Raw genomic sequence first — 17,525 nt, 5'->3', positions numbered from 1 at the left:
GGCCGCGTAAGGCAAGGCGCAAGCGCTGATTGCAGTCCGCCAGCCCGCTGGCCTCAACAAATCTCAGCCAAGCCGGTTGACGGCGGCCGCCAAAGCATCTTCCAATGCGCCGCAACAAGCATCGAACGGAACCTGGCAATGACACTGGCGACTGCGGCGCAATCCGCGACATGGACCTTCGTCGACGGCGACTGGTACGAGGGCAATGTTGCCATTCTCGGGCCGCGCAGCCACGCCATGTGGCTCGGCACCAGCGTGTTCGACGGCGCCCGCTGGTTCGAGGGCGTCGCTCCCGATCTCGATCGCCATGCAGCGCGGGTAAATGCCTCGGCGATCGCGCTCGGCCTGAAGCCGACGATGAGCACCGACAGGATCGTCGGGCTGACCTGGGACGGGCTGAAGAAGTTCGACGGCAAGACGGCGGTCTACATCAGGCCGATGTATTGGGCCGAGCATGGCGGCTATATGGGCGTGCCGGCCGACCCGGCCTCGACGCGTTTTTGCCTTTGCCTCTATGAATCGCCGATGATCTCGCCGGCGGGTTTTTCGGTGACGGTGTCGCCGTTCCGGCGCCCGACCATCGAAACCATGCCGACCAATGCCAAGGCCGGCTGCCTTTATCCCAACAACGGCCGGGCCATCCTCGAAGCCAAGATGCGCGGCTTCGACAATGCGCTCGTGCTCGACATGCTGGGCAATGTCGCCGAGACCGGCACGTCGAATATTTTTCTGGTCAAGGACGGCCATGTCCTGACGCCGGCGCCGAACGGCACCTTCCTTTCCGGCATCACCCGCGCGCGCACCATGGCCCTGCTTGGCGAATACGGGTTCACGACGACAGAAAAGACGCTGTCGATCCGCGACTTCCTGGAGGCGGACGAAATCTTCTCGACCGGAAACCACTCGAAAGTCGTGCCGGTCACCCGTATCGAGGATCGCAATCTGCAGCCCGGACCGGTGGCCAAGAAGGCGCGCGAACTCTATTGGGAATGGGCGCATTCGACTTCGCCCGGCTGACCCGCTAAAAAGCGGCCGGCGCTTCGTTTCCGGAGTTGTTCCAGACCAATCCAGTCCTATGTTAGTCCGGTATCGACACCGGATTTTTCCACGAGGGAGTACGACCGATGGCTTTTGAATTGCCCGCCTTGCCCTATGATTACGAGGCTTTGCAGCCTTATATGTCCAAGGAAACGCTGGAATATCATCACGACAAGCACCACAAGGCCTATGTCGACAACGGCAACAAGCTGGCCGCCGAGGCGGGCATGGGCGATTTGTCGGTCGAAGAGGCCGTCAAACAGTCCTTCGGCAAGAATGCGGGCCTCTTCAACAATGCCGCCCAGCACTACAATCACATCCATTTCTGGAAATGGATGAAGAAGGGCGGCGGTGGCAACAAGCTGCCGGGCGCATTGCAAAAGGCGGTCGACAGCGATCTTGGTGGCTATGACAAGTTCAAGGCCGACTTCATCGCCGCCGGCACCACCCAGTTCGGTTCGGGCTGGGCCTGGGTCTCGGTCAAGGACGGCAAGCTGGCGATCTCGAAGACGCCGAATGGCGAGAACCCGCTCGTCCATGGCGCGACGCCGATCCTCGGCGTCGATGTCTGGGAACATTCCTATTACATCGATTATCGCAACGCCCGGCCGAAATATCTCGAAGCCTTCGTCGACAGTCTCATCAACTGGGACTATGTGCTCGAGCTCTACGAAAAGGCCTGATCCGTTCCAGAAAAGCCCCGGCAGAACCGGGGCTTTTCTTTTTCAGCATCAGAACGACAGCTGGAAAAATTTCACGCAAGCGTGAGGCGAAGCGTCGGAATTTTTAAGCCATCCTTGCCGTTTGTCATCGGGGTGGGACCGCATCCTGAACTGCCTTCAACATGGAGCCAAGTGAATGAGAAAGCTTATCCTCGCCATCTCGATGCTCGCCTTCGCTGGTTCGGCGGCATTTGCCGACCCGGTAGCCGACCGGCAGGCCCTGATGAAGGAACGTGGCAAGATCGCCGCCGGCTTGTCGAAAGTGGTCAAGGGCGAGACGCCCTACGACGCAGCTTCGGTGCTGACGGCGTTGCAGGCACTGCAGGTCAATGCCGAGAAATTCCATGCCGGCGTCGACACGCTTTTCCCGGCCGGCAGCGACACCGGCGACACCACGGCGTCCCCAAAAATCTGGCAGGACATGGCCGGCTTCAAGACGGCTGAAGGCAAGTACCTCGCCGACGTCAAGGCGGCGGTCGCCGCAGCACCTGCGGATGCCGACGCGTTGAAGGCGCAGTTCAACACCATTGGCGGCGGCTGCGGCAACTGCCATCAAAACTACCGGGTAAAAAAAGGCTGATAGCGGGCAATGCGCTTGCTGAAGAAATTTGTCGGCGCCGCCCTCGTTCTGGGCGGCGCGGCCGCGATTGCCGGCTGGTTGCTGTCGGCTCCGGTCAGGCTCGATGCCGCAACGCTGGCTGAGCTTGGTCCCGGCGACGCCGCCAGGGGCAAGCGCATCTTCTACGCCGGCGGCTGCACATCCTGTCATGCCAAGCCCGGCTCGCAAGGCGACGCCCGCCTTCGGCTGGTCGGCGGCCTTGAGCTCAAGACGCCGTTCGGCAGCTTCGTGCCGCCGAACATATCGCAGGATACCAGGGACGGCATCGGCGCCTGGTCGGTCGAGGATCTTGCCAACGCCATGCTGAAGGGCGTGTCGCCGTCGGGCGAGCATCTCTATCCGGCATTTCCCTATGCTTCCTACGCGCGCATGAAGCCGGCCGACATTGCCGATCTCTATGCATTCCTGAAGACGTTACCCGCGGTCGCCGGCAAGGCGCCCGCCAATTCGCTGGCATTTCCCTTCAACGTCCGACGCGGTCTTGGCTTGTGGAAGCTGCTCTATTTGAGTGACCAGCCGGTCGTTTCCTTTCCCGACGGCACACCGGATCCGGTGTTGACAGGCCGCTATCTGGTCGAAGGCCCCGGCCATTGCGGCGAATGCCACACGCCGCGGGATCTTGCCGGCGGCACCAGCAAGAGCCAATGGCTGGCAGGTGCGGCCGCCGCCGAAGGCAGCGGCATCGTGCCGAACATCACGTCGGGCGAGGGCGGCATCGCCGACTGGTCCGAAGCCGACATCGCCAACTATCTCGAAACCGGCGTTACGCCGGATTTCGATACGGTCGGCGGCGCTATGGTCGACGTGCAGCGGAACATGGCCGTGCTGACCTCGGAGGACCGCTCGGCGATCGCCGCCTACCTGAAAGCCGTGCCGCCGCATCCCAACGGCTATCCGGCGCGCAAGAAGCCGGCGAGCTGACAGCTGTTGCGTCAGCGGTCGCCGAGAAAGTCGAAGCCGGTTTCGAAGAAGTGATTGTAGTCGCAGGTCATTTCCTCGCCGGGCGCAATGTCGCGCAAGGCATAGGTCTCCTCCGGTTGCGAGACGTCGCAATTCGGGTCGTCGGCATGGTTCATGTAGCGCGCATCGTCGGCCTCGAAGACGATGTAGTTCGGGTCGCGCCGGTCCGGATAGGCGTAGCGGTCGAGATAGGCTTTGACCGGCCCGGTTTCCCGCTCATAGGTCTCCACCTCGATGCGCCGGTCGTATTTAGGGTCGAGCTTCCAGACCAGCGTGCCGCGGGCAATGTGGTTCTTGGCAAAGACGCCGATGCCCTGGATGGGCGATTTGTCGAGATAGACATCGACGAGCAACATGGCAGATCCCTGCGTGATTGAGTGTTGGCGGCGACCGTGAAAAGGCCGCGCACTGGGTAGCGCGCGGCCCTTGCAATTGCGAGCGGAAAATCAACTGTGCCTGCCTAGTATCCGAAGCCTCATACGGCGTCGCTTGTCGAGACCCTAGCGCTGTTGCAGCGCCAGCCGGATGCCCAAGGCGCAATAGATGCCGCCGACAGCCTTGCCTTGCCATCTCAGCACCGTCGGGTTTCGGCGCAGGAATGCACCGAGGCCGCCCGCACCCACGGCGAAAACCACCGTGCTGGCGAGGCCCAACAGAACAAAGATGACGCCCAATATCGCCAGTTGAAGCATCACCGATCCGTTTTCAGGCCGCACGAACTGCGGAAGAAATGCGAGGAAGAAAAGCGCGGTCTTGGGATTGAGAACCTCGGTCAAAACAGCCTGCCGAAATGCTTTGGCAGCGGGGATCGCGAGTGCGCCGGCGGCCGGATAGGCCGGCGTTTTCTCGATGATCGCGCGAATGCCGAGATAAATGAGGTAGGCTGCGCCGATGTACTTCACGATGCTGAAAAGCGCCGCCGACGTGGCAATGATCGCCGAAATGCCGACGATCGCCATGAAGGTGTGAACCACGTCGCCGGCCGCGATCCCCGCGCCGGTCGCGATGCCAACCCTGGTTCCGGAACTAGTAGCCCGCGCCACGGTCAGAAGGGTGGCCGGACCCGGGATGAAGACAAAGCCAAGCACAACCGCGACATAAGCTATCAACGTGGCGAGATCGATCATTGGTGGGCTCCGCAACTCTCACCGCCAATGAAGCCACGTCGCGGAACGGAAGGCAATGACCGCTCATCCGCCGATGTTCACGCCGCAAGCTCGGCCTTGCCTGTCACCTTGAGCGCGAAGGCGTAGGTGAAGGCGATTTCCTCCAGTCTTGAAAACCGGCCGGAGGCGCCGGCATGGCCTGAATCCAGGTTGATCTTGAACAGCACCGGATTTTCACCCGTCTTGCGGTCGCGCAGCCGCGCCACCCATTTGGCCGGCTCCCAATAGGTGACGCGCGGGTCGGTCAGGCCGGCCAGTGCCAGGATCGGCGGATAGTCGAGTGCGGCGACATTGTCGTAGGGCGAGTAGGCGGCGATGGTCCGGTAATCCTCCGCCGACGCGATCGGATTGCCCCATTCCGGCCATTCCGGCGGCGTCAGCGGCAAGCTGGCGTCGAGCATGGTGGAGAGCACGTCGACGAAGGGAACCTCGGCGACGATTCCGCCGAAGCATTGCGGCGCCATGTTGGCGACCGCGCCCATCAGCATGCCGCCGGCCGAACCGCCTTGCGCAACGATGCGGTCATGCTGCGTATAGCGTTCGGCGACGAGGTGGTGGGCGGCAGCGACAAAATCGGTGAACGTGTTCATCTTGTTCACCCGCTTGCCGTCGTCGTACCAGCCATAGCCCTTGTCCTTGCCGCCGCGAACATGGGCTATCGCGTAGACAAAGCCGCGGTCGACCAGCGAAAACAGATTGGTGTTGAACGCGGCCGGCACGGTGATGCCATACGAGCCGTAGCCGTAAAGCAGGCAAGGGGCGGACCCGTCGAGCGGTGTGTCGCGGTGATGGAGGAGCGAGATCGGCACCAGTTCGCCGTCGGCGGCAGGCGCCATCAGCCGGCGCGTGACGTAGTGCTCCGGGTCGTGGCCGGACGGCACTTCCTGGGTCTTGAGCAGCACCCGCTCGCGGGTGCGCATGTTGTAATCGAAGACCTGCGCCGGGGTCGTCATCGACGAATAGGAAAAGCGCATGATCTCGGTGTCGTATTCGTAGGAGCCGGACAGGCCGAGCGAGAAGGCTTCCTCGTCGAAGGAGATCAGGTGCTCCTCGCCGCTCTTGCGGTCGCGTACGACGATGCGCGGCAGGCCTTCCTTGCGCTCGAGCCGGACCATGTGGTCCTTGAAGCCGATCACCGAAAGGATCAGCCGGCCCGCTTCGTGCGGCACCAGTTCCTGCCAGTTGGCGCGCACCGGATCGTGGGCCGGCGCCGTCATGATCTTGAAGTCCTTGGCGCCGTCGGCATTGGTGAGGATGAAGAAGATGTCGCCGCCTTCCTCGAGTTCGTACTGCAGGCCGGTCTGGCGCGCCGCAACCAGCTTCGGCTCTGCGAACGGATCGTTGGCGCTCATGATGCGGTATTCCGAGGTCTCATGATCGTTGATGCCGATCATGATCCACTCGTTGGAGCGCGTGCCGCCGACATCCATGAAAAAGCCGGGATCGGTCTCCTCGTAGATCAGCCGGTCGTTTTCAGGACCGTCGCCAAGCGCATGGAACAGCACTTTGGAAGGACGGTGGTTGGGGTCGAGGCGGGTGTAGAAAAAACCGTCATTGCCGGCATCCCACACACCGCCACCGCCGGTGTCCGGGACCCTGTCCGCCAGATCGTTGCCGCCGGCCAGATCGCGGACGCGCAGCGTGTAGAATTCGGAACCCTTGTCGTCGAAGGCCCAGAGCAGCTTGCTGTGGTCGTGCGAATGATCGACGCCGCCCAGGCGGAAATAGGGCTTGCCCTCGGCCTCGGCATCGCCGTCGAGCAATATCTGCTTGTCGCCGCCGTCACGCGCCGTGCGGAAATAACGCGGCTGCTGGCCGCCAAGCTTGAAGGAGGAGCCGTAGGCGTAAGGTCCGTCCTTCATCGGCACGGAAGAATCGTCTTCCTTGATGCGTCCCTTCATTTCCGCGAAAAGCTGCTTCTGCAGTTGGACGGTATCGGCCATCAGCGCCGCCCGGTAAGCATTCTCGGCTTCGAGGTGGGCGCGGATTTGGCCGTCGAGCAGGGACGGATCCCTGAACATCTCTTGCCAATTGGCGGCCCTCAGCCAGGCATAATCGTCCGTCCGCGTTATGCCGTGATGCGTGTCGAAGATCGGCCGCTTCTCCGGCTGCGGCGGCGTGGCGGTCGGAAACACTGGGGTTCTGGTCATTGCGTCTCGCTGTGGAAGCTACTTGAATGGCGAATGAACACGCCGAGCGCGGGTTCAAGGGCTATGATCTATCGTCGTGGTGGCTCGAGAGGACGGGCTGGAGGAGCGGATAACGAATATTTCTTCTCGGACTGCCGCGGTTCTCGCCGTCGCTGCGATGACCCTGCCAGTGCCGGTCAATCTCATGCAACTGCCTTCGCGGCTTGGCAAGTGGCCGATATGGCTGGGTCTACGGAAATACATTACCCCATTTCAATGACACAGCGCACCGCTCCGGCGACGGCTCGCGAGCAACAGTAACGCTTCGCAACCTATGATTTTACTGAATCCGCCGATCACCCTGGCTGTAATGCCGCCGGCAGGGTCAAGCATCGAACTCTATTTACGTGCTGCCGTTTGTGTAATGGCTGCTTGCCGCCGCGTCAGTCGATGCTGGTCTGACCAGAAAAAACGGCAAAGTTACACTTTGCACGAAAGAGTGAAGCTGAATGAGGAATATTTGACTTGTATCGCTGAATAGACCGCAAGAAGCGAATTGACTTACTTGACGCCCAGGCTCATTAAGATGCCGCGACGCGAATCGCGGAGGCTTTTTCCTGCACAAGTTCGCGCGATGCCCTGCCTGCCAAAAATAGGGCGTAGACAGAAACAATTCTCGTTGGGACCTGAACGCCATGGATATTACCGAAACACCTTCCAGAAACAGTGACGCGCTGATCGAGCTCACCGCCGATGTGGTGGCTGCCTATGTCAGCAACAATCCCGTACCGGTCGGCGAACTGCCGAACCTTATCGCCGATGTTCATGCCGCTCTCGGGCGTGTCGGCGGGGCCGCCGAGCAGCCGCCTGCCGACAAGCAGAAGCCGGCGGTAAATCCGAAGCGGTCGGTGCATGACGACTACATCATCTGTCTCGAAGACGGCAAGAAGTTCAAGTCGCTCAAGCGTCACTTGATGACCCACTATGATCTGACGCCCGACCAGTATCGTGAAAAGTGGAACCTGGACCCAAGCTATCCGATGGTTGCGCCCAATTACGCGGCCGCCCGTTCGCAGCTCGCCAAGAAGATGGGTCTCGGCCGCAAGCGCAAGGGACGCTGACAAGCGGCTCTTCCGGTTTGATACTCAAACGGCGCCTACAGGCGCCGTTTTGTATTATGGGGTCAAGGTCGAACCCGCCATGCTGCCGGCAACTGCCGTGCGGTCAGGCGGTCTGCTTCAACGCTGCCTCGGCGTCACGCTTGATGCGCTTGACCATCGAGCGAAGACCATTGGCGCGCTGCGGCGACAGGTGCTCGTCAAGTCCGAGCGCCTTCAATGTGGCCTCTGCGTCGGTCCTCTGGATTTCGCTGGCCGGCCGTCCCGAAAATAGCGCCAGCATGATGGCGACCAGGCCGCGCACGATATGGGCGTCGGAATCGCCCTTGAAGGTGATAACGGGGTCGACACCCCCGCCTTGCTCGGTGGTCAGCCAGACCTGGCTGACGCAGCCGGGCACCTTGTTGGCTTGTATGCGTTGCTCGTCGGGAAACGGCGGCAGCGCTTCACCCAGTTCAATCACATAGCGATAGCGGTCTTCCCACTCGTCGAGCAGGGAAAAGTCGTCGCGGATGGTCTGGATCGTCGTCGTCATGCCCCCGGATATAATCATCCGGCGCTGCCACGTCACGGAAAAAGAGGAGAAACGCCGCAGGCGCCGGGCATGGGGAGCCTTGCGGTCTGGCGATGAATTCGGCCGAAACAGTCTCAGTTCTTCGCCGGCAAGTGCAGTTTCGCCGGCAGATCGACTTTCGCCGGCAAGACGATTTCCCCCGGCACGCTGCCGGTAGTCGTCACTGTATCGGGTTCAGCGGCCTTGTCGTCCAGCATGGCAGCCGCGATCTTGGCGGTCTCCCGGGCCCGGGCGGTGATGGTGTGCATTGCCGATTTGCCGGTCTCGCACACGTCCGGCTTGCGCTCGCAGATGCCGGCGATATCGCCGACGGCTTCGCGCGCCGCAAACAGCGCCTGGAGCGGCCCGACGCTTTCGCGGCCCGCATCATCGGCGCCGACACCCAGCGGCAGCGCCAGAAGCACCAGCGAAAACCAGAAAGCAGCTCTTATCAGAAAGCCCATCTGTCTGTCCTTTATGACGTCATGCATCCGAACCGCACGACCCTTGTACCGCGATACTGACACAGACGCGCAAAGGACGGCTTGTCCCGAAAGCAACAGTTTTCCTTAAATTTTAGGCAGATTCGAAACGAAGCGTTTTGAAGTTCATTTGCCTCGAACGGCTCAGATTTTATTCAGCAAATAATAACCATCCAACCTATTGTTTTTCGTGGTCATTTTCTTAATCGGCGACAGTTTGATGCCCTCGGTCGCAGGTGCAGGCGCGGGCGGTGTGGATAACGCTCCGTTTACTATGGCGGCAATTGCCCCGGTTTTTCCCCGCCGGTATCCCGATATTTGCAGCCTGCCGGGGGACGATCGGCCCAGCCTTATCCATTCCTTAAACGCTGGATGCGAGTTTCGGATCGACAAAAGCCGCCTGCAAAGCAGGGCCGTTCACGACCGGGTGCGTTGAGTTGAGTGCGATCAAGGCCAGATACGCCGAGTTGCCGGGCGCGATAGCCGCCGGTTGCGAACGGATGGTTCATCCGTCCGTGCTCGGCCAGAGCGATCGTCGCCGCCACAGCCGGTTCATTGGCGTCATGCTGGCGGCTCCTTTCTTCAGCGCGGGTGCAGCGGTCACGCTGGTCACGTCGGGCATGGGCGCCGCCTTGACTGTGGCTGCGATTTTTGCGGCGTTCGGCCTTTGCTGGTTCGCCGCCCTGCTGGTGGCGGCCTCGGGCAAGATGACCCTGGCCGGCCAACTCGCCTTGGTCGTCAGCAGCGTTGCCCTCGGTGCCCTTATCGCTGCCGCCGGCGGTGTGGCCTCGCCGGTTGCCTTGCTTGCGGTGGCGCTGCCGTTTGAAGCCTGGTGGATCGGCCAGTCGCGCCGTGCCGTGATCTGGGGCGCCATATCGGCCCTGGTCGCAGTCTTGCTGCAGCCATTCGCCGGTTCGGTCTTGCCGCTCGGCCAGACCGAAATCGCCGCATGGCACTGGCTGGTACCGCTGGCCTGGGCACTCACGCTCATTCCGCGTGTCGCTCCACTTCGCGGCGCCGCCAACGCACAACTCGATCCGGCCGGCAGCCACCGGCTCGAAGACCTGATCGACGCCGTCGTGCTGCGAATCGCTGCGCATGGCGAGGTTCTGGACGTCTCGGCTAAGGCACGCACTATGCTGAGGCTGCCGCCGGAGCTGCTTTTCGGCACCGGACTTTTCGATCGCATCCATCTGTCCGACCGCGTCCCGTATCTCAGTGCGCTGGCCGATATGCGCGATGGCACCCTGTCGCGCCGGCTCGACCTTCGCGTCCGGCTGCCGCAGAGCAGCGGCGTGACGGCCGACAATTACCGGCCGTTCTCGCTCGAGATGATGCGCGCGCCGGGGCAGGAGACTGTCTTCACGCTTCTTCTGCGCGAGAACGACGAACTGGCCGGACTGCGCCAGGAGCTTGCCGCTGCCAATGAAGCGGCTGCCTCCGCCGAGGTGGCGAAAGGACGCTTCCTTGCCGTCGTCAGCCATGAGTTGCGCACCCCGCTCAATGCCATCATCGGCTTTTCCGACATGTTGCTGCACGAGATGTTCGGCAGCTTCAAGGATCCGCGCCAGAAGGAATATGTCGGGCTGGTCAGGGATTCGGGCCAGCACCTGCTTGCCGTCGTCACCTCGATACTCGACGTATCGCGGATCGAATCGGGCGCTTACGCGACCGAGCCGGAACCGTTCCGCTTCCGCGAAGCGGTCGAGATGTGCCAATCGATGATGCGCCTGCAAGCCGAGGCAAAGGCCATCGATCTGCAGGCCCAGATCGCGCCGGACGCAGGCGAAATAAATGCCGACCGTCGCGCCGTGCAGCAGATCCTGATCAATCTCGTCTCTAACGCGATCAAGTTCACGCCCGAAGGCGGCAATGTCGTCATCGGCGCCAAGCGCATCGGCTCGCGGCTGCATTTCTGGGTCCGGGACACCGGCATCGGCATCGCCGAGGAAGATTTCGCCAATCTCGGCAAGCCGTTCATGCAGATCCAGAACGACTATACCCGCCGTTTCGAAGGCACCGGGCTCGGGCTTTCGCTGGTGAAGGGGCTGGTGGCGCTGCACGAGGGCACCATGTCGATCGAAAGCATGCCGGGCGAGGGCACCACGGTGACGATCAGCCTTCCCGTGAACGGCCCGACGGGCCGCTCGGCGGAGAAGGCCGGCGTGGTGCCGATGTCCGCAGTCAAAGCCAAGGCGGACGGTGGCAAAGGGGAGAGCAATGGGTCGCTCCGCAAAACAGCCTAGGGCGGTCAAACGCCGCGGCAATGCCTTCGAGCACGGAGCGATGGCGCTGGGCAGCCTGATCTCGCGCAATCCTGTTGTGGTCGGCGGCTCCACCGCGTTCCTGGTGACGCTGTTCTACGTCTCGGCGAACGCGCTTTGGTACCAGCCTTTTCCGCATGCCGGCGCGTTTTTCGCCACGAGGAGTATCGAGCGCTTTCCCCGGGCGGACAGCGACGAGCCCGAAACCACCATCAATATCGTGCGTCCGGCCGCTGCGCCGATCAAGAGCGACCCGGTCGTCGAGCAGGTCCAGGGCATATTGAAGGATCTCGATTTCTATTCCGGCACCGTCGACGGGATTCCCGGACCGAATACGCGCAAGGCCATCCAGGCCTATCAGCAGAAGGTCGGATTAAATGCCTCCGGCGAGATCGACAGCGTTTTGCTGGATCAACTGGGTGCCACGCCGACGACCGCAGCCGTGGTGCCGCATCCCGTGCCGCGGCCGGTCGAAACGGCCGCTGTTCCAACCGCCATTCCAGCGTCCGCACCGGCGAATGCGGTGGCGCAAACACCTGATCCCCGCATCGTCAAGATCCAGGCCGGACTGAAGGCGTTCGGCAATGACGACATGCGATTGGATGGCGTCGTCGGCGCGCGCACCAAGGCCGCGATCAAGGAATTCCAGGCGCTGTTCGGCTTGCCGGAGACCGGCGAGCCCGACGAGATCGTCTACGTCAAGATGCGCGAGATCGGCCTGACCAACTAAGGGTCGAAACGGCCGCTCGCCGATCGCCTCGCAAAGACCGGTTACGGTCTTCTGGCCAATGCTGTAAGGACCGCCGCATGTCCAGGACTTCTCCATGCGGGTAACCACCGATCTGTGGGTGTCGGCGCTGTTGCGCCGGGTTTTCAGCGCCGGCGGCTTTGCCGCCGTGGTCAAGCGCGGCGCGACGGAAGCCGGCGCGGTTTTCGTGCTGGCGCGGGGCAGGCAAGGGGAGATGGCGCTGTTCGGGCCGGCGCCGCAGACGAGTTACGATTCAGCCAGGCCGGACGACCGTTTTTTCAGCCTGCTTGGCGAAGGCGACGATGCCGCCATCGTCGACGCGCGGCTGGAGCGCGAGAAGAGATTCGATCCGGATATCTGGGTGGTCGAGATCGAGGCGGGCGCCATTCCCGTCGAGGAGCTTATCTCGGTCAAGGCGTCTTAACGGCAAGCCCTTCAGACGCGACGCGCCTTTGGGGTGGCGGTCATATCGGCGCTGTTCGGCTTGCGCAGGTCGGCATTTGCGGCGACGCGCTCAGGCTTGCGAACGATTTTCGACACGGTCTCGGCCTTCCAGCCGCGGAGCCTGTCCAACGCCGCGTCGCGGTGCAGCAGGCGGTAGCGGTCGAGGAAGATGCGGATCGCCTGCGGGTGCGGAAACTCGGTCGGATAGATGGCGGCCGTGATCAGGAACGCCTTGTCTTCGCTGAGGTCGAGCGCCCGCAAGGCGGCCAGCAGCGGTGTGTAATTGTGGCTCGCGGTGAGCGTCCGCGCCGTTGAAAAATCGACTTCGAGCGCATCGGCGAGCGCTGTCTGGAAGAATGCCGCATTGCCGGTCAGCGCGGTCTCGCGCAGATTGACATAGGTTTGTGGCTCGACGAACGGACTGATGGAAGCGCCGCTCTCGGCGCGCATCATGGATCGCAACCGGCGGCGTACAGTTTCAGCGGCATCGGAAGCCTCTTGCCTGTTGACCTCGCCCGCAACCACTTCGGCGTTTTCGGACGCGGCTTTGGCGGTTGTTTCCGGCTGCTGCTGCGACCGCACCAGCGTCGGCCTTTCGAGCACTTTGATGAGATCCGCGATCGTCTGATTGAGATCCTTGCGGCGGGCAATGGCACGGGCATGCGGCAGGCCGTGACGTCCGATCAGCGCGATCAGGTCGACGTCGCTGAGGGCGCGCGAGCGGATCAGCAGCGGAGCGGCGATGTCGACCCGCTCCTGGCAAAGCCGCCGCACCAGCGCGGCGGGTGCATATTCGCATTCGGAAAGGGCAGCCGCGACGTAGCGGCGCGATTCGACCGAGACATTCTCGAAAAGCGGCAGCGTCAGGTCTTCGAGCTGCGCGATCTCCCGGCGCGAAGGCCGGGTGAGCGAGCAGAACGCCGATACCGCGGCGCGAAACAGCCTTTCGGCCTTTCCCGATTCAGCTCCTGCTGCGATTTGCCTGAAATCCGAAGCTGACACGAAGGATACGCCCGACACTCGACACGATCTGGACAGCGCTCTGCCGGGCTGTACCGGTTTCGCGTTTCCCAAGAACAAAGATCAATTTAGCGGCGATCCGTTAGCGCTCCGTTAACCTACTGCCTTCTTAATCGACTATGGAGGCGTTGCGTTGTGCTCCGGGGCAACCGAGAGGAATACGCGAACCATGGGCATGGTACTGTCTTTCGTGCCGCGAACGGCGGCAACCAATCGAGCACAACAAACCGCGCCGGCGGCAGTGATCATCTTTCCCGGGGTGCGCTACGAACAGCGGCCGCTGACCGGCGAAACGCGGCCGGCCGGCCCCGACAAGCCGGGACCTTCGGGAACATTGCCGGTACCGCATCACTGAGCATCGGAACCGGCTTAAAAATCCTGCAGTTCGCAGGAACTCTGTTCGAGAAACCACGAGACGATCGGCTTCCAGCTGTCGTCGGGCACGAACGAACGGATGACGAATACGCCTTCCTCTATCGGCGCCTCGACGAAGATGGCCCCTTGCAGTTCCTCGGGAAGATCCTTGCGGACCTCGATCATCTGGGCCGGCGTCAGCACAACGGTGTCGAGCATGCCTGCGGTCGCGCTGTGGTCGTTGAACGAGTAGATGTTGTGGCCGCCGCGGTCATAGACCGATATCGACCAGAACGGCACCTTGCCCGGCGCCTTGACCCGCACCATCCCCTCGGCAAGATCGAAACGGCATGCCGCCGCATAAAATAGCGGATCGACCGATTTCACCACCGGCGCGCCGCCGGCTTCCGCGTCGAGCCTGGTCATCTTGTAGAGATCCGAAGCCATGGCCAATCGCGACCAGGCGTCGCGTTCGGAGAACTCGGGGACGAGCAGCAGCACGATGATGTGCACGATGCCGGCGCCGAGCAGGCCGAGCAGCACGGCATGCAGCAGGCTACGCATTGCAGCCGACCTTCTGGATTTGTGGCAGCGTGACGTCCGAGAGACCGGTGCTGCTGGCGATCGGCGTGTCGTAGAACGTAAGCACCAAGTACATCTTGCCGGCGCCGCTGGTCAGCAGCCAGTTGCCGGGCGCTGGGCGGCTGCCGACGGAAATGACCACCGAATTGTCGGCCTGGCGCAGCACTTGATAGGACTGCAGCGCAGCCGGCCTCGGCTTGCCGGTCTCGACCACGCCAAGCGACTGGTCGGCGGCATAAAGCGTCCAGAACCGGGCGGTGGGAAAGCCGCCCGCGATCTTGTAGGCACATTGCCGCTGGAGCTGTTCGCCGCCGGAATCGCGCTCGGCTATGAAGGACAGTCCTTCCGCCTGTCCGAGCGCCAGCACGCCTTCGCGAGCCACGCGGGCCTTCGAATAGGGATCTGCCGTCGGCGTGCCGATATCGGGGAAGGCGGTCCATTGGCCGATCCTGATGGCGCCGACGCCATCCTGCAGCTTCAGTGCATACCAGACGCTGCCGCCACCGCCGACGACGGCGATGGCAAGCGAAAGCAGTGTCAGGAAGGCGTTCTTGAGCATGAGGAGGCAGGGAACCGAAGGCCGGGACTGAAAGATTGCCGCTCGGGGATATCGCGGCGCGGGGCCTTGTGGCAAGCGGCCCCGCGCAATTGGGCGTCACAGCGCCGAGAGGGTTTCCGGTGCAGCGGGCGCGTCGAGCACGGGTGCCGCCTGGAACAGCCTGGTCAGTTCCTTCAGGGTCTGGGTGGTCCGGCTGGACAGCACCGGCGGACGCTCGGCGGCGGCATCGGCAGCTGCCTGTTCGGCGTTCTTCTTTTCCGCTTCCTCGGCCTTGGCGGCAATTTCGGCATCGACGAAGGGGTGATCGAGGCCGGGAATCGGTCTGAGGTCGATATTCTGGTGCGCATAGACCATCAGCCGCTGCCACACCATGGCCGGCAGCGTGCCGCCGGTCATCTTGTTGGTCGCGGTGAAGTCGTCATTGCCGAGCCAGACGGCGGCCGTGTAGTTGCCGGTAAAGCCGACAAACCAGGCATCGCGGTAGGACTGGGTCGTGCCGGTCTTGCCGGCGACGACGATGTTTGGAAGGGCCGCGCGCCGGGCAGTGCCGATCACCGGCACCGCCGCCAGCATGGTGTTCATGTATTTGAGCGCCTGCTCCGACAGCACCCGATGCGGCGGCGGCGCATCCTTGGCGAAGTCGTAGACCACCTCGCCGGTACGGGTGAAGAGTTGGCTGACGCCGTGCCGGGTTCCGGCAAGGCCGTTCTGGGCAAATACGCTGTAACCCGTCGCCTGGTCCATCACGGTCATGCCCGACGTGCCGAGCACCATGGTCTTGTGCGATTCCAGCGGCGACTCGACGCCCATCGCCTCGGCCATGGCCTTGATCGGCTTGATGCCGAGATAATCCTTGGCCAGCCGCACCGGCACCGTGTTGATCGATTTGGCCATCGCCGTGATCAGCGTGACGTTGCCGGCCGACCCGCCATTGTAATTGTGGGGCGACCAGCTGCCCCAGGAGATGGGTCCGCCGGAAACCACCGAATCCGGCGTGAAGCCATGCTCCATCGCCGTCGCATAGACATAGGGCTTGAACGAGGAGCCGGTCTGGCGAAGCGCTTTGGTGGCGCGGTTGAACTGGCTGGCGCCGTAGTCGCGGCCGCCTACGATCGCCCTGACCGCGCCATTGGTCTCGATGACGACGATGGCGCCCTCGGTGACGTTGTATTCCTTGCCGAACTGGCGGAGGTGGAACTCCATCGATTCTTCGGCCGCCTTCTGGATGTTGGCGTCGAAGGTGGTGTGGGCGACAAGCGAGTGCGGGCCGCCTTTGGCGGCGATCTTCTTGACCTCGTCGAAGGCCCAGTCGAGGTAGTAGTCGGGGCTCTTCTGCTCGCCGCGGTCGACGATTTCGGCCGGGTGTAATCTTGCCTGCAGCACCTGGCCTTCGGTCATGAAGCCGGAATCGACCAGGTTGGACAGCACCACATTGGCCCGCGCCCGGGCGGCGGGCAGGTTTATGTGCGGCGCATATTTGGTCGGCGCCTTGAACAGGCCGGCCAGCATCGCCGCCTCGGCAAGGTTCAGGTCCTTGACGCTCTTGCCGAAATAGAAATCGGCTGCCGCCTCGATGCCGAAGGTGCCGCCGCCCATATAGGCGCGGTCGAGGTAAAGCTGCAGGATTTCCTTCTTCGACAGATTGGCTTCGAGCCACAGCGACAGGAAGGCTTCCTTGATCTTGCGCTCGAATGTCCGCTCATTGGTCAGGAACAGGTTCTTGGCCAGCTGCTGGGTGATGCTCGAGCCGCCCTGGACGACGGAATTTGCCCGCACATTCTCGAATATGGCGCGCGACAGGCCGAGCACATCGATGCCGTAATGGTCGAAGAAACGGCGGTCTTCGGTCGCCAGCACCGCCTTGATGACATGGTCGGGCATCTCGTCGACCGGCACCGAATCGCGCTGGATGATGCCGCGCTGGCCGATCTCGTTGCCGTAGCGGTCGAGGAAGGTGACGGCGAAGTCGCCTTGCGTGCGCCAGTCGCCGGCGGTTATCTGGAAGGCCGGCAAGGCCAGCGCCAAAAGGACGACGATGCCGCCGGCACCGAGCGTAAAGCCTTCACTCAACAGTTCGATCAGGCCGCGGCGCCAGCCGTCGACACGGAAACGCCGCGAGAAGATGGTCGCCGCTTCCCAGAACTGGCGCGCCCTGAAGCCGATTTCGTAGACCGAGGAATCAATCCACGCATCCACCGCCAGCAGCCTTGCGGCGATCGGACCTCTTCTCTTGCGTGGTTCCAAAGGACTGGCCATTCCAGGATCCGGCTGCGGCGATGCCGCCAACTGAGAAACCGCATGCCGGCAATTTCACGGCGGCGCGCCGCTATGACTATTCGTCCATTTTGGCGCTGCCTACAAGGGCGATGAAGGTTCCGCGCTTGCGCGAGGTGCCGAGCATTGGCAGTCGTCACATGGGACGCTTGTCCGCGATCTTTTTCGGGTCGCGGCCTATCATGCCGGCGTTGGCTTTCCTGTGCTTGTCGGCAAGCCTGCGAATGCGATCGAAGCGGCTTTCCTCGGCCACTTCGATTTTCGCCGCTGCCTTTGGCTTCGGGACGAATGCGATCATTGATCGATCTCCTTGCCGATGGTGCGCGCCGGGGAAGATACCCCGGCGGCTGTCTTTCAGGCTTGTTTCCGGCAGTGGCTGGTCAATAGCCGATGCCGCCGGGCGAAGCAGCGGCTTCCTTCGCCGGAACGTCGGTGATCATGGCTTCCGCCGTGATCAGAAGCGCCGCAATGGAGCCCGCGTCCTGCAGCGCCG

The 17,525-nt window shown here is 62.6% G+C and carries 19 protein-coding genes; 9 read left to right on the top strand and 10 right to left on the bottom strand.

Features of this window, described 5'->3' with window-relative positions; all coding sequences use genetic code 11:
* The first annotated feature begins 138 nt into the window (after positions 1-138).
* From NKH33_RS29985 to NKH33_RS29970, 4 genes are all read left to right on the top strand, one after another.
* Entirely contained in the window at positions 139-1,017 is an 879-nt protein-coding gene (locus NKH33_RS29985; protein WP_352470990.1) for a branched-chain amino acid aminotransferase, read from the top strand.
* A gap of 107 nt (positions 1,018-1,124) precedes the next feature.
* The gene (locus NKH33_RS29980; RefSeq protein WP_023677850.1) at positions 1,125-1,721 is read left to right on the top strand and encodes a superoxide dismutase; all 597 of its coding nucleotides are present in this window, start codon (positions 1,125-1,127) and stop codon (positions 1,719-1,721) included.
* Positions 1,722-1,896: 175 nt separating this feature from the next.
* Complete coding sequence (locus tag NKH33_RS29975) at positions 1,897-2,340, top strand: c-type cytochrome (protein WP_352449059.1); 444 nt, start codon at positions 1,897-1,899, stop codon at positions 2,338-2,340.
* A gap of 9 nt (positions 2,341-2,349) precedes the next feature.
* The gene (locus NKH33_RS29970; protein WP_352922932.1) at positions 2,350-3,300 is read left to right on the top strand and encodes a cytochrome c; all 951 of its coding nucleotides are present in this window, start codon (positions 2,350-2,352) and stop codon (positions 3,298-3,300) included.
* An 11-nt stretch (positions 3,301-3,311) separates the two neighbouring features.
* On the opposite strand, the gene NKH33_RS29965 is transcribed toward NKH33_RS29970, so the two are convergent.
* The 3 genes from NKH33_RS29965 to NKH33_RS29955 all read right to left on the bottom strand — a co-directional run bounded on the left by NKH33_RS29965 (position 3,312) and on the right by NKH33_RS29955 (position 6,655).
* Entirely contained in the window at positions 3,312-3,695 is a 384-nt protein-coding gene (locus tag NKH33_RS29965; protein WP_352683839.1) for an SET domain-containing protein, read from the bottom strand.
* A 144-nt stretch (positions 3,696-3,839) separates the two neighbouring features.
* Positions 3,840-4,466 carry a LysE family translocator gene (locus NKH33_RS29960; RefSeq protein WP_352871571.1) on the bottom strand — a complete coding sequence of 209 codons (627 nt, stop codon included), beginning with the start codon at positions 4,464-4,466 and terminating at the stop codon, positions 3,840-3,842.
* A 77-nt stretch (positions 4,467-4,543) separates the two neighbouring features.
* On the bottom strand, positions 4,544-6,655 hold the full coding sequence (locus tag NKH33_RS29955) for a S9 family peptidase (protein ID WP_352922929.1): 2,112 nt from the start codon (positions 6,653-6,655) through the stop codon (positions 4,544-4,546).
* Positions 6,656-7,329: 674 nt separating this feature from the next.
* On the opposite strand from NKH33_RS29955, the gene NKH33_RS29950 reads away from it, so the two are divergent.
* Positions 7,330-7,755: a Ros/MucR family transcriptional regulator gene (locus NKH33_RS29950; protein WP_023677844.1), complete on the top strand. Its 426-nt coding sequence runs from the start codon at positions 7,330-7,332 to the stop codon at positions 7,753-7,755.
* A 103-nt stretch (positions 7,756-7,858) separates the two neighbouring features.
* On the opposite strand, the gene NKH33_RS29945 is transcribed toward NKH33_RS29950, so the two are convergent.
* Positions 7,859-8,287, bottom strand: coding sequence for a SufE family protein (locus NKH33_RS29945; RefSeq protein WP_023677843.1), 429 nt, complete (start codon positions 8,285-8,287; stop codon positions 7,859-7,861).
* Between the two features lie 113 nt (positions 8,288-8,400).
* Entirely contained in the window at positions 8,401-8,769 is a 369-nt protein-coding gene (locus NKH33_RS29940; protein ID WP_352771680.1) for a DUF5330 domain-containing protein, read from the bottom strand.
* Positions 8,770-9,287: 518 nt separating this feature from the next.
* Between NKH33_RS29940 and NKH33_RS29935 the strand changes: the two genes are divergently transcribed.
* From NKH33_RS29935 to NKH33_RS29925, 3 genes are all read left to right on the top strand, one after another.
* Positions 9,288-11,033 carry an ATP-binding protein gene (locus tag NKH33_RS29935; RefSeq protein WP_352922958.1) on the top strand — a complete coding sequence of 582 codons (1,746 nt, stop codon included), beginning with the start codon at positions 9,288-9,290 and terminating at the stop codon, positions 11,031-11,033.
* Complete coding sequence (locus NKH33_RS29930; protein WP_352683843.1) at positions 11,008-11,781, top strand: peptidoglycan-binding domain-containing protein; 774 nt, start codon at positions 11,008-11,010, stop codon at positions 11,779-11,781. The genes NKH33_RS29935 and NKH33_RS29930 overlap by 26 nt, the downstream gene beginning before the upstream one ends.
* Before the next feature lie 94 nt (positions 11,782-11,875).
* A complete protein-coding gene (locus NKH33_RS29925) occupies positions 11,876-12,223 on the top strand; it encodes a DUF1491 family protein (RefSeq protein WP_352922926.1) in 348 nt (115 codons plus the stop codon).
* Positions 12,224-12,234: 11 nt separating this feature from the next.
* Here NKH33_RS29925 and NKH33_RS29920 read toward each other — a convergent pair whose 3' ends face one another.
* The gene (locus NKH33_RS29920) at positions 12,235-13,245 is read right to left on the bottom strand and encodes a DUF2336 domain-containing protein (RefSeq protein WP_352922923.1); all 1,011 of its coding nucleotides are present in this window, start codon (positions 13,243-13,245) and stop codon (positions 12,235-12,237) included.
* A gap of 187 nt (positions 13,246-13,432) precedes the next feature.
* Between NKH33_RS29920 and NKH33_RS29915 the strand changes: the two genes are divergently transcribed.
* Positions 13,433-13,618, top strand: a complete 186-nt coding sequence (locus tag NKH33_RS29915) for a hypothetical protein (protein WP_292658434.1) — start codon at positions 13,433-13,435, stop codon at positions 13,616-13,618.
* Between the two features lie 14 nt (positions 13,619-13,632).
* Here the strand turns inward: NKH33_RS29915 and NKH33_RS29910 are convergent, their stop codons facing one another.
* The 4 genes from NKH33_RS29910 to NKH33_RS29895 form a co-directional block, all read right to left on the bottom strand.
* Positions 13,633-14,181: a DUF1254 domain-containing protein gene (locus tag NKH33_RS29910; RefSeq protein WP_352922921.1), complete on the bottom strand. Its 549-nt coding sequence runs from the start codon at positions 14,179-14,181 to the stop codon at positions 13,633-13,635.
* Positions 14,174-14,758 (bottom strand): DUF1214 domain-containing protein, encoded by a 585-nt coding sequence (locus NKH33_RS29905; RefSeq protein ID WP_352471001.1) that lies wholly within the window; start codon positions 14,756-14,758, stop codon positions 14,174-14,176. The genes NKH33_RS29910 and NKH33_RS29905 overlap by 8 nt, the downstream gene beginning before the upstream one ends.
* 96 nt (positions 14,759-14,854) lie before the next feature.
* Entirely contained in the window at positions 14,855-17,014 is a 2,160-nt protein-coding gene (locus NKH33_RS29900) for a transglycosylase domain-containing protein (RefSeq protein ID WP_352471002.1), read from the bottom strand.
* A gap of 154 nt (positions 17,015-17,168) precedes the next feature.
* Positions 17,169-17,330 (bottom strand): hypothetical protein, encoded by a 162-nt coding sequence (locus tag NKH33_RS29895; protein ID WP_352501782.1) that lies wholly within the window; start codon positions 17,328-17,330, stop codon positions 17,169-17,171.
* Positions 17,331-17,525: the final 195 nt, after the last annotated feature.

This window comes from Mesorhizobium sp. M1182, from assembly GCF_040318335.1.
Classification (GTDB): Bacteria; Pseudomonadota; Alphaproteobacteria; order Rhizobiales; family Rhizobiaceae; genus Mesorhizobium.
The sequence above is the reverse complement of the archived record's forward strand: the minus strand, read 5'-3'. Positions and strand labels throughout refer to the sequence as shown.

Excerpts from the sequence above, each read along its gene's own strand:
- NKH33_RS29985 (WP_352470990.1), top strand. The coding sequence starts at position 139 with ATGACACTGGCGACTGCGGCGCAATCCGCGACATGGACCTTCGTCGAC.
- NKH33_RS29980 (WP_023677850.1), top strand. The coding sequence starts at position 1,125 with ATGGCTTTTGAATTGCCCGCCTTGCCCTATGATTACGAGGCTTTGCAG.
- NKH33_RS29975 (WP_352449059.1), top strand. The coding sequence starts at position 1,897 with ATGAGAAAGCTTATCCTCGCCATCTCGATGCTCGCCTTCGCTGGTTCG.
- NKH33_RS29970 (WP_352922932.1), top strand. The coding sequence starts at position 2,350 with ATGCGCTTGCTGAAGAAATTTGTCGGCGCCGCCCTCGTTCTGGGCGGC.
- NKH33_RS29965 (WP_352683839.1), bottom strand. The coding sequence starts at position 3,695 with ATGTTGCTCGTCGATGTCTATCTCGACAAATCGCCCATCCAGGGCATC.
- NKH33_RS29960 (WP_352871571.1), bottom strand. The coding sequence starts at position 4,466 with ATGATCGATCTCGCCACGTTGATAGCTTATGTCGCGGTTGTGCTTGGC.
- NKH33_RS29955 (WP_352922929.1), bottom strand. The coding sequence starts at position 6,655 with ATGACCAGAACCCCAGTGTTTCCGACCGCCACGCCGCCGCAGCCGGAG.
- NKH33_RS29950 (WP_023677844.1), top strand. The coding sequence starts at position 7,330 with ATGGATATTACCGAAACACCTTCCAGAAACAGTGACGCGCTGATCGAG.
- NKH33_RS29945 (WP_023677843.1), bottom strand. The coding sequence starts at position 8,287 with ATGACGACGACGATCCAGACCATCCGCGACGACTTTTCCCTGCTCGAC.
- NKH33_RS29940 (WP_352771680.1), bottom strand. The coding sequence starts at position 8,769 with ATGGGCTTTCTGATAAGAGCTGCTTTCTGGTTTTCGCTGGTGCTTCTG.
- NKH33_RS29935 (WP_352922958.1), top strand. The coding sequence starts at position 9,288 with ATGGTTCATCCGTCCGTGCTCGGCCAGAGCGATCGTCGCCGCCACAGC.
- NKH33_RS29930 (WP_352683843.1), top strand. The coding sequence starts at position 11,008 with ATGGGTCGCTCCGCAAAACAGCCTAGGGCGGTCAAACGCCGCGGCAAT.
- NKH33_RS29925 (WP_352922926.1), top strand. The coding sequence starts at position 11,876 with ATGCGGGTAACCACCGATCTGTGGGTGTCGGCGCTGTTGCGCCGGGTT.
- NKH33_RS29915 (WP_292658434.1), top strand. The coding sequence starts at position 13,433 with ATGGGCATGGTACTGTCTTTCGTGCCGCGAACGGCGGCAACCAATCGA.
- NKH33_RS29910 (WP_352922921.1), bottom strand. The coding sequence starts at position 14,181 with ATGCGTAGCCTGCTGCATGCCGTGCTGCTCGGCCTGCTCGGCGCCGGC.
- NKH33_RS29905 (WP_352471001.1), bottom strand. The coding sequence starts at position 14,758 with ATGCTCAAGAACGCCTTCCTGACACTGCTTTCGCTTGCCATCGCCGTC.
- NKH33_RS29900 (WP_352471002.1), bottom strand. The coding sequence starts at position 17,014 with ATGGCCAGTCCTTTGGAACCACGCAAGAGAAGAGGTCCGATCGCCGCA.
- NKH33_RS29895 (WP_352501782.1), bottom strand. The coding sequence starts at position 17,330 with ATGATCGCATTCGTCCCGAAGCCAAAGGCAGCGGCGAAAATCGAAGTG.